This window comes from Niveispirillum sp. CC-CTL257, assembly GCF_059489915.1.
Genome location: NZ_JCAJXE010000001.1, coordinates 2,417,166 through 2,427,540 on the forward strand (window position 1 = coordinate 2,417,166; position 10,375 = coordinate 2,427,540).

General features: G+C 62.5%; 8 protein-coding genes. All 8 read right to left on the minus strand.

All coding sequences use genetic code 11. From position 1 onward, the window contains the following. Positions 1–25: 25 nt before the first annotated feature. On the minus strand, positions 26–784 hold the full coding sequence (locus ABC729_RS11345) for a substrate-binding periplasmic protein (protein ID WP_495607681.1): 759 nt from the start codon (positions 782–784) through the stop codon (positions 26–28). Continuing rightward, complete coding sequence (locus ABC729_RS11350; protein WP_495607682.1) at positions 771–1,538, minus strand: competence/damage-inducible protein A; 768 nt, start codon at positions 1,536–1,538, stop codon at positions 771–773. The genes ABC729_RS11345 and ABC729_RS11350 overlap by 14 nt, the downstream gene beginning before the upstream one ends. 85 nt (positions 1,539–1,623) lie before the next feature. Continuing rightward, complete coding sequence (gene proB, locus ABC729_RS11355; RefSeq protein WP_495607683.1) at positions 1,624–2,772, minus strand: glutamate 5-kinase; 1,149 nt, start codon at positions 2,770–2,772, stop codon at positions 1,624–1,626. A 204-nt stretch (positions 2,773–2,976) separates the two neighbouring features. Continuing rightward, positions 2,977–5,688 (minus strand): bifunctional acetate--CoA ligase family protein/GNAT family N-acetyltransferase, encoded by a 2,712-nt coding sequence (locus ABC729_RS11360; RefSeq protein ID WP_495607684.1) that lies wholly within the window; start codon positions 5,686–5,688, stop codon positions 2,977–2,979. Positions 5,689–5,955: 267 nt separating this feature from the next. Beyond that, complete coding sequence (locus ABC729_RS11365; RefSeq protein ID WP_495607685.1) at positions 5,956–6,219, minus strand: hypothetical protein; 264 nt, start codon at positions 6,217–6,219, stop codon at positions 5,956–5,958. Positions 6,220–6,344: 125 nt separating this feature from the next. Beyond that, positions 6,345–8,732 carry a M10 family metallopeptidase C-terminal domain-containing protein gene (locus tag ABC729_RS11370; protein WP_495607686.1) on the minus strand — a complete coding sequence of 796 codons (2,388 nt, stop codon included), beginning with the start codon at positions 8,730–8,732 and terminating at the stop codon, positions 6,345–6,347. A gap of 11 nt (positions 8,733–8,743) precedes the next feature. After that, complete coding sequence (locus ABC729_RS11375) at positions 8,744–9,526, minus strand: M10 family metallopeptidase C-terminal domain-containing protein (RefSeq protein ID WP_495607687.1); 783 nt, start codon at positions 9,524–9,526, stop codon at positions 8,744–8,746. A 223-nt stretch (positions 9,527–9,749) separates the two neighbouring features. Then, entirely contained in the window at positions 9,750–10,283 is a 534-nt protein-coding gene (gene ppa / locus ABC729_RS11380) for an inorganic diphosphatase (protein ID WP_495607688.1), read from the minus strand. Positions 10,284–10,375: the final 92 nt, after the last annotated feature.

Below are 10,375 nucleotides of genomic sequence, written 5' to 3' on the forward strand. Positions count from 1 at the left end.
GTGGGCCGTGATCATGCGGCCCGCCTTATATTTTTCGGCGATAGGGGCGGCATAGTGCGTCGAAATTCTCCCGAACATTAACCACTCCCACCGTCAGCCTATCAACGATCTCGTCTGGGTAGGACCGCGCCCGCGATAGATAGAGCATGATCGGTTGAGTCCCCATCGAGAAGAACGGTCCGAACAGTCTTGCATCCATATCGTGCTGATGCATATGCCATTCGCTGGCTAGGTGGCTGCCGACAAAAGCATCGATACGACCACCGGCGATCATATCCAAACCTTGGGCGACATCCCGAACGGTGATCCGTTCAACGCTGGGGGGTATCATTTCAATCAGCGGCCCAAGACCGCTTCCGCGAACAATACCCACCGAGCGGCCCGCCAGATCCTCGACCTTCGTCACGGTAAGTCCTGCACGGATAGTCAGGCCCATCTCTACAAAGCCCAGTTCCCCGAGGGATCGGCCGGCTTCCTCCAATTCCGCTTGCGGTACAAAGGCGACCAGATCGATTTGCCCGCTGCGTAACTCCATCAACAGCCTGGGATGGGGGGCCGGTTTCACATCAATCGGGATACCGCTATCTGCAACCATACGGTTCACGATATCGACCCCGGCACCCGGCATTTTGCCACCGCGTATAACCCAGGGTGGGACATCAATAATACCGCAGACAAGCAGCGCACTCTGCGCCGGCGCACGACGCCCCATAACCAGTCCGGCCAAAGTGCCCGCCAACAGGCCCCGTCTGGTCAAGGCATCCATGAGGTCATTGATCCCCATAGCCATCCATGATGATCGGGTCGCCGCCCAGTCCGCGCAACATGTCCGCCACCAGCGCTGTCACCGTCTCCAGCAGGTCGGGATCGGTGCAACGCAGGACCAGGGCGGTGGAGACCTTGCCCTGCCGGAAGGCGGGATAGGAGCCGATATCGACGCCGGGATAATCGGCGGCGATGGCGCGCAGCGCGTCGGCAAAGCTGCCCTCGGGAATAGCCGACGCCACCGATTTGGTCTTCACCACCGGCCCGCCCACCAGACGGTTGCCGATACCGGTCAGCATGGCCTGCATGATCATCGGCACGCCCGCCATCACGAAGACATTGCCGATCTGAAAGCCGGGAGCCGTCGACACGGGGTTGTCGATCAGGATGGCCCCTTCCGGCGTGTTGGCCATGCGCAACCGCGCCTCGTTCAGCATGCCCGTGCCGGCATAATGCAGCTCCAGCCGGCGGACGGCCTCCGCATTGCGGATCAGGGGCAGACCAAAGGCCTTGGCGATGCATTCGGCGGTGATATCGTCATGGGTGGGGCCGATGCCGCCCGTCGTGAAGACGTAGGTGTAGCGGGCGCGGAGCGCATTCACCGCCGCCACGATCTCCGCCTCTTCATCCGGCACGACCCGCGCCTCCCGGAAGCGGATGCCCAGCGTGCCCAGATGCTTGGCGATGAAGGCCATGTTGGCATCCTGGGTCCGGCCGGACAGTATCTCGTTGCCGATAATCAGCAGGGCTGCCGTGGGGGCGGTATCGGTCATTCAAGGCTCCGATTTCAGGACGCGGGGATCATAACGCCGGGTGCCTTCATTGGCGAGGGGAAGGCGGGAGACAGCGGTAGCTCTCTTACCCCAGCACCAGATCGTCGCGATGCACCATCTCGTCCCGACCGCGATAGCCCAGGACGGCCTCGATCTCTGCACTGCGCCGCCCGGCGATGGCGCGGGCATCAACCGCACCATAGGCCGACAGGCCGCGCCCGACGGTGCGCCCGTCCGGCCCCTGGATCAGGACCAGATCGCCGCGTTCAAACTCGCCTTCCACCCCGCGCACGCCGGCGGGCAGCAGCGACCCACCTTTAAGCAGCGCCTTCACCGCCCCGTCATCCAGGATCAGCGTGCCCAGCGGCTTCAGGCTGCCGGCGATCCAGCGCTTGCGCGCCGTGCGCGGTTCCGATCCCGGCACAAACCATGTGGCCAGCACCCCGCCCTGGTCCACGGGCGTCAGCAGGGCGGATAGCGGGTTGGGGCGCTTACCCATGGCGATGGCCATGCGGCAGCCGGCAGCCAGCGCGATACGCCCGGCCACGATCTTGGTGACCATGCCGCCGCTGCTGTAACCGGGCGGCGGCTCACCGGCCATGCCCACAATCTCCGGCGTGATCTCCTGCACGATCGGGATGTGCTTCGCGTCCGGGTCCTTGCGCGGATCGGCGGTGTACAGCCCGTCAATGTCGGACAGCAGGATCAAGGTATCGGCGCTGATCATCTGTGCCACGCGGGCGGCCAGCCGGTCATTATCGCCAAAGCGGATTTCGGCGGTAGCCACGGTATCATTCTCATTGATGACCGGTACCGCCCCCAGCTTCAGCAGGGTTTCGATGGTGGCGCGGCCATTCAGGTGGCGGCGACGATCCTCCGTATCATCCAGGGTCAGCAGGACCTGCGCGACGGTGATGCCGTGCCGCGCCAGCGTTTCCTGATAGGCGTGGGCCAACCTGATCTGCCCCGTGGCGGCGGCGGCCTGTTTCTCCTCCAGCCGCAGGGGACGGCCCACCAGCCCCAGATGTTCGCGCCCGCAGGCCACCGCACCGGAGGTGACGATCACCACCTCCACCCCGCGTGCGCGCAAGGTGGCGACATCATCGGCCACCGTGTCCAGCCATTCGGTGCGGATTTTGTGGGTGGCGGCATCGACCATCAGCGCCGACCCGATCTTCACGATCAGCCGCCGCGCCGAACCCAGATCCTGCGAACCCGCCAACACCGCACCCATGGTACCCATCCCGGCAATAGACCTGCCCCGCTTATGCTTTTCGGCAAGCATCGGGGTCAATGCACGAAGGAATATTGCCGCTATGCTTTGATGGCGGGGTGGTTCCGCGGATTACGGCTACACCTAATCCGCGCTACAATTTCAAGCATGGGATGGAGCGTAGCGCGGATTAGCGAAGCGTAATCCGCGGAGAAACGGTGTGGATCAGCGCTTGAACCGGTAACTCACCTCCACGATCCCGTGATCGTCGGGGCTGTCATGGAAGGTGAAGCCCAGATCGCGGCAAAGGCCCAGCATGCCGGCATTTTCGCGTAAGACCTCGCCAAACACCTCATGAATGCCCCGGCTGTCGGCATAGGCCAGGATTTCCTTCATCAGGCGCGATCCCAGGCCCTTGCCCTTCATGTCGGACCGGACCAGCACGGCATATTCGGCGCGCTCATTGTCCGGGTCGGCGGTGATGCGGACCACGCCGAAAATGGGGCCAGGCTTTTCCGGGTCGCTCAAATCCTGCGGGATGGCAACCAGGGCCATTTCGCGGTCATAGTCGATCTGGGTCAGGCGGGCCGCCATCTGATGCGACAGGCGGCGCATGGGCGCAAAGAAGCGCAGGCGCATGTCCTCCACACTGGTGGCCGCGATCATGTCATGGATGGCCGGCTCATCCTCCGGCCTGATGGGCCGGACCAGGAATTCCCGGCCCGAACGCAGCGTTACCGTATGTTCGAGCTTCTTTGGATAGGCGCGGATGGCCAGCCGCTTTAGCGATCGCTCGGTCAGCGGCTTCACTTTGATGCGGGCATCCAGGGCCAGCACGCCTGCCTCATCCGCATAAAGCGGGTTGATATCCAGCTCCGAGATTTCCGGGAAATCGGTGATCAACTGGCTGACCTTGGTCATGGTCAGGGCCACAGCGTCCAGGTCGGCCGGCGCCATATGGCGGAATCCCTGCAACAGCTTATAAACGCGCGTGCGGGCCATGGCGTCGCGCGCCAGATTCAGGTTCAGGGGTGCCAGGGCTAGGGCCTTGTCGTCCAGCACCTCCACCGCCACGCCACCAGCCCCGAACAGGATGACCGGCCCGAACAGCGGATCATCCACCATGCCCAGGATCAGTTCCTGCGCACCGGGCCGATGGGCCATTTCCTGCACCGTGAAGCCTTCGATCCGGGCGTCGGGCATGGCGGTGCGGATACGTTCCAGCATGGCCTCCGCCTCTGCCCAGACCTGGGTCGGCAACAGGTTCAGGGAGACGCCGCCCAGGTCGGATTTATGCGTGATGTCGGGCGACAGGATTTTCAGTGCGATACGCCCGCCCAGACGCTTGGCCGCCCGTTCCGCCTCTGCAGGTGTGGCGGCGGTCACGGTCTGGACGCAAGGGATGCCATAGGCGCGCAGCACTTCCTTCGCCTCAAACTCCGACAGCCAGCCACGGCCATCGGCCAGGGCCGTATCGATGACGGGGCGCACCGCACCCATATCCACATCGAACTGTTCCGGCGCGCTGGCCGGGGTTTCCATCAGCAGTTCCTGATTGCGGCGATACTGCACCAGATGCAGGAAGGCACGGATGGCCTGGTTCGGCGTCTGGTAGTGCGGAATGCGGGCATGGTCCAGAAGACGGCGCGAGGGGGCGGCCTGCTGTTCACCCAGCCAGCAGCCCAACACCGGCAGGCGGCGGCCACCGCCGGGCCGGCTGTTCTGATCACGCACGATATCGGCCACGGCCTGGGCCGCGTCGGCCCCATCGGCCACCGCCGTGGGACAGTTCATGACCAGGACGGCATCGATATTCTTATCCGCCATCACGATCTTCAAGGCGTCGGCATAACGCCTGCCATCGGCGTCGCCGATAATGTCCACGGGGTTACCATGGCTCCAGGTTGGGGGCAGCACCTTGTCCAACTGTGCCAGCGTCTCGGGCGACAGTTGCGCCAGCCGTCCCCCGCCGGCGATCAGAGCGTCGGTTGCCAGCACGCCCACCCCGCCGCCATTGGTGACGATGGCTAGCCGGTCGCCGCCGATCTGCACACCGGTGGCCAGCGTCTCCACCGCCGCGAACAGCTCATCCAGCTCACCCACGCGCAGCATGCCGGCGCGGCGGAAGGCCGCGTCATAGACGGCGTCGGCCCCGGCCAGGGCACCGGTATGCGAGCTGGCGGCACGCGACCCTTCCTCGCTGCGCCCTGCCTTGATGACGATCACGGGTTTGGCACGCGCCGCCGTGCGGGCCGCCGACATGAATTTGCGCGCGCTGGTGATGGCCTCCACATACAGCAGGATGGCCCGCACCGACCCGTCCTGCGCCAGATAATCCAGCATGTCGCCGAAATCGACATCGGCCTTGGAGCCCAGCGAGATCAGATGTGAAAAGCCGATGCCGCGCGGGGTGGCCCAATCGACGATGGAGGTGACCACGGCACCCGATTGCGCCACCAGGGCGATATCGCCCTTCAGCGGCGGCACATGGCAGAAACTGGCATTCAGCCCCTGGCCCGGCACCATGATGCCCAGGCAGTTCGGCCCGATGATGCGCAACAGATGCGGGCGAGCGGCGTCCAGCACCGCCTGCTGAAGCTTGCGCCCCTCCTCCCCCATCTCCGCAAAGCCGGCGGTGATGACCACGGCGGCCTTGGTGCCGCGAGCACCCAGCTCAGCGATCAGGCCCGGCACGGTGGCGGGTGGGGTGGCAATAACGGCCAGTTCCGGCGTGATGGGCAGGTCGGATACCGACGGATAGGCCAGCACCCCCTCGATTGAGCGTTCGCGCGGATTGACGGGCATGATCGGCCCGTCGAACCCGGCATTGAACAGATTGCGGGCCACCACCTTGCCCACCGATTTTTCCCGCCGACTGGCCCCGATCAGGGCGACGGAGGCGGGCTTGAACAGGCTGTTCAGGTTACGGATGGTCATGGTGGCTCCTGGTATCCGGGATCACGCCGCACGGCAGCATGCCGGAAGCAGGGGCCACCATAAACCAGGATCATGGTCGGGCGATGACATGGGTCAATCATTCGCCTTTGGAGCTTGTTTCCGCCTGTTGGAAACAAGCTCCAACCTTTCGTTCTCCCTCAATCACCGGGCGGGTAGCGCGGCGGCAATCGCCGCCAGAACTGTTTCCGGTCACCCGGAAACAGCAGTCAGATCCACCAGGTCTCTGGGTTCAGGATGGGCCGGTCGTCAATGGCGCGCAGCAGGCCGACGACAGCCCGGACTAACCACCAGATGCCAACCACGAAACCCAGTAGAATCCCGATACCGATGAAGCTCAGTGAGGCCGGCCACCACGATACCCAGCACACCCAGCCAGAAAGTGCGGATGATGAATGTGATGTGCGTTTCCCACAGCGTGCCAGCAGCCTCACCCCGCTTCAGATAGGCAATGATCACCCCGATCAGGCCGAACCCGACAATGGTCAGCACATTGCAGATCACGATGATCATAGCATGGAACCGTTGTTCCTGCCTCTCTCGTACAAATCACTCATTCCCTTACCCCCAACTTGTGTCTCCCTATGGAACCGCCATTTGTCGGCCTGCGCAAGTCGGACCGACATCGCGTCCTGCCATCACAGGAAACTGTCAGGCCCCCAGCCAGTATCGGGCGTGAAGGTTGACAGTTCGGCAGGGGCGTTGGGGGTGAGACCCAGCAGGCTGAAGGTCTGGCGGTTTTCCGACACGCCATTCTGAACATAGTGGCGAACCAGGGCTTCGCGGTTCAGACCGAAGGCGGCGAAAACGTCGCTGTTGAAGGCGGCATAGGCCTCCACGCTGAAGCCGGTGATGGCCCGCCCTTCCTTGTAGCCCATGGTCACATAATGGTTGACCAGCGCCTGTTCATTCAGCCCGAAAGCATAGAACAGGTCGGGGTTCAGCGCGGCATAGGCTTCTGCGTCGAAGCCGCTGGCCAGACGCCCCTCCGCCTCGCCATAAAGGATATAATGCTGAACCAGGGCGCGGTGGTCGAGGCCATAGGCTGCATACAGATCCTTGTTCAACGCCGCATAGGCGACGGCATCGAAGCCTTCGGCCACCCGGCCCTCGCGCATGCCCGTCGTCTGGTAGTGGGTCAGCAGGGCCTTGGCATCCAGACCATAGAGATCGAAGATGTCCTTGTTCTGGGCGGCATAGGCCTCGGCATCAAAGCCCGTCGCCAGACGGCCCTCTGTCCGGCCTGTGCTGATATAATGCTGCACGAGACCGGCATCATCGCCGGCGAAACGGGTATCCAGTGAGGTGTTCAGCGCCCGGTAGGCGGCGACGGAGAAATCAGCCTGGAAATCGTCGTTCAGGATGGTCGATGATGTCCGCATGGTGCCGTCGGACGTCTGCACCACGGCACCGCGCACATTGCTGACGGTGCCGATCAGCGTGTAATCGGCCGCGACCGATGTATTCCCGGCATAGGGGAAGCGGATTTCCAGCGACGTCTGACCGGCGGCGATGGTGTAGCTGCGGGTCCCGATCTGGAAGCCGGTCGAGGTGGCGTGGCTGAAGTCAAAGGTCACCGCCTCCGTCCCTGCACGCGACAGGTTGATGGTGAAGACCGCATCGGTATTGACCACCCGGCCCTGGACCGATCCTTCGATCTTACCCTCCACCACAACCGTGTAGGTGCCACGGTCACCTTCGATCCCGTAGGAGCCGGACATGGTGAGGAAGGGTGCCTCGGCCGGCGTGACATTCACCGTCTGATCCAGGAAGACCAGACGTTCGACCCCGACCAGGAGGTCGGTGCCATCGCTACCCGTCTTGTGCCTGACGGTCGTGATGCCGTTGATGGTGGCGATCTCGTAATCGGCATAAAGGCCGCTGAAATTGGCGGTATCAGTGCCCGCCCCGCCATAGAGCCGGTCGTCACCGGCACCGCCCGTCAAGGTATCGTCGCCGCCATCGCCGAACAGACGGTTGGCATTCGCATTGCCCCGTAAAGTGTCGCCCCCCAGGCCGCCGATCACATCCTGGTTACCCGTCGCCTCCCGCGTTACCGGCGTCGTCTGTGTCGCCAGAACCAGATCAGCCACCGTCAACTTTGCCGGGTCGGCAACAAAGGCAACGGCACCCACGTCGAAAGTGGAACCGCCCCGCAGCATCATCCCCGCCTTGCCGCCCACACGCACATAGTCGGCCATGTAGCGGACCGTCTCCATGCTGCTGATGCCCAAGGCCGACAGGTCCAGCCGGTCGGCACCCTGCGTGAAGTCGGCGATAACGTCGCGGCCATACAGGTTCTGAATGATAAAGGTATCGCGACCGGACCCGCCCACCCAGACATCGCTGCCATAGCCGCCATAGGGCTCGTAGGGATCGTCCCGTATGATGTCATCACCCGGACCGCCGAACAGCCGGTCGCTGCCGAAACTGCCGGTCAGGCTGTCATTGCCGCTGCCGCCCACCAAAACGCCCGGGCCGCCGCCATAGGTCGTGATCTGCCGTCCCGGCAAATCTTCTGCCAGGATGAAGTCTGCTGCCGTCAGCTTGTTTCGGTTGATATTCAGCGCCAGATTGGCGCCCGCAATCTGGAAATATCCAGAGGCAGGCGACAGGGCCATCATGTCGCGCAGCACATCAAAGCTGCTGATACCCAGGCCGGATACATCAATCCGGTCCTGCCCCTGGGTAAAGTCGGTGATGACAACCGTGGAACCAGTGGCCAGGGTAAAGACATCACGACCCGGACCGCCCGTCATCCGGGCAGGGCCATAGGCAGCGGCATAGAGAATATCGTCGCCAGCGCCGCCGAACATGGTGGCACCGTTGGCCGAGCCGTGCAGCCGGTCATTGCCAGCCCCGCCGAAGAGGTGACTGTTCTGACCGTCAAATATCTCACGCGGCGCATCGCCGTCTGCCAGAATGAAATCACGTTCCGACAAGGTCCAGTAGTTGACCCCGGTCAGCGTTATGGAAATCGTTCCCCCACGGGAGAAGGTAAAGCCGGTATCGCCCGAGCCTGCCATGCCGTAGGGGATCAGGCCTTCAAGGTCTCCCAGCTGCTGATGCCAAAGGCCGAAAGATCAATCCGATCCTGACCCGGGGTGAAATCCGTAATGGTCAGGCTGTTGCTGTAATTACCGCTGACATTGGGCAGCAGGACAAAGGTGTCCTTGCCGGACCCACCGCTGACGCGGTCATACCCGGCGCGGGAGATGATGCGGTCATCGCCGGCACCCGCCAGGATCAGATCATCACCCGACCCGCCATCGATGGTGTCATTGCCGGCACCACCCAGGATATCCTCATTGCCACTGCCGCCAAGAATGACAGCGCCCACCGTGCGCGGCGTGGCGAAGATGAAATCGGCCTCCGTCAGCTTGTCGATGGGGCTGTTCATCGTGAAAGTATAGACGCCGTTGGTGGCGCGGAACAGGAAGCGGGACCCGCTGTCATAGCCGCTGGACAGGAACAGCCGCGCCGTCGCCAGATCGGTAATGCCCAGGGCAGACAGGTCGATCCGATCCTCGCCAGGCGTGAAGTCCGTGATTCGGGACTCACCATAGCCGTAATAATTCAGAGCCAGGTTGGGGATGAACAAGTCGCGGCCAGCACCGCCGGTCAAAAGATCGTTTGAACCTATATATAAACTGTCATTCCCAGCCCCACCGAACAGGACGTCGGTCCCCTCGCCACCTATCAGCGTGTCGTTTCCGTCCATGCCGGACAAGGTATCGTTACCATTGGAACCATTTATATTATCATCCTCAGCGCCACCAACCAAAGAATCATCGGTATTTTCTCCAATAATATTAGCCATGACTACCCCATAATACAGTATAATTGGCCACTATCGGCCAACTGTCGGATAACACAGCAATGGCGGAATATCTATCAACCAGCATTCATTAAACAGTATTATGCCAAAAGGATCGTATCCTGTTGGCATAGGGCGGAAACATATCCGTCAGACATGAAAAAAGCCGGGACCCCGTCGGGATCCCGGCTTTTCCAGCGATACCAGGGCGGTTTCCCGCCTGTCATCACGCGGTAGCGGCAGCGCGATCCACGCTTTCCTGGATCAGCTTGGCGGCGACGTCAGCCTCGTCCCAGCGGACGATGCGGACCCACTTGCCGTGCTCCAGGTCCTTATAATGCTCGAAGAAGTGGGCGATCTGTTCGACCAGGATCTGCGGCAGCTGACGGTAGCTGGTGATGTCCTTGTAGAACGGATGCAGCTTGTCCACCGGCACGGCCAGGATCTTTTCGTCCATGCCCGCATCATCTTCCATGATCAGCACGCCGATGGGGCGCGAACGCAGGACGACGCCGGGGACCACGGGGGTCGTACCCACCACCATCACGTCGATCGGGTCGCCATCCAGGGCCAAGGTGTGCGGCACGAAACCGTAATTGGCCGGATAGAACATCGCGGTGTGCAGGAAACGATCGACGTAGAGCGCGCCGCTATCCTTGTCCAGCTCGTACTTCACGGGCTGGCCGCCCTGCGGGATCTCGATGACGACGTTGATGTCCCAGGGCGCGTTCTTGCCGACGGGGATCTTGGTGATGTCCATGGTTACGGCCTTCTTGGCAACTGAACAGAGTGAATAACCGACGCGATCCTAGCCGAGTGCAGGTGCGAAATGAAGTTTATGGAAGGATGGTC

Coding starts and splice junctions, on each gene's coding strand:
- ABC729_RS11345 (WP_495607681.1), bottom strand. CDS start 784: ATGGGGATCAATGACCTCATGGATGCCTTGACCAGACGGGGCCTGTTG.
- ABC729_RS11350 (WP_495607682.1), bottom strand. CDS start 1,538: ATGACCGATACCGCCCCCACGGCAGCCCTGCTGATTATCGGCAACGAG.
- proB (WP_495607683.1), bottom strand. CDS start 2,772: ATGGGTGCGGTGTTGGCGGGTTCGCAGGATCTGGGTTCGGCGCGGCGG.
- ABC729_RS11360 (WP_495607684.1), bottom strand. CDS start 5,688: ATGACCATCCGTAACCTGAACAGCCTGTTCAAGCCCGCCTCCGTCGCC.
- ABC729_RS11365 (WP_495607685.1), bottom strand. CDS start 6,219: ATGATCATCGTGATCTGCAATGTGCTGACCATTGTCGGGTTCGGCCTG.
- ABC729_RS11370 (WP_495607686.1), bottom strand. CDS start 8,732: ATGGCAGGCTCGGGCGATACCGGCTTTACCTTCTCCCGTGGGGGAACG.
- ABC729_RS11375 (WP_495607687.1), bottom strand. CDS start 9,526: ATGGCTAATATTATTGGAGAAAATACCGATGATTCTTTGGTTGGTGGC.
- ppa (WP_495607688.1), bottom strand. CDS start 10,283: ATGGACATCACCAAGATCCCCGTCGGCAAGAACGCGCCCTGGGACATC.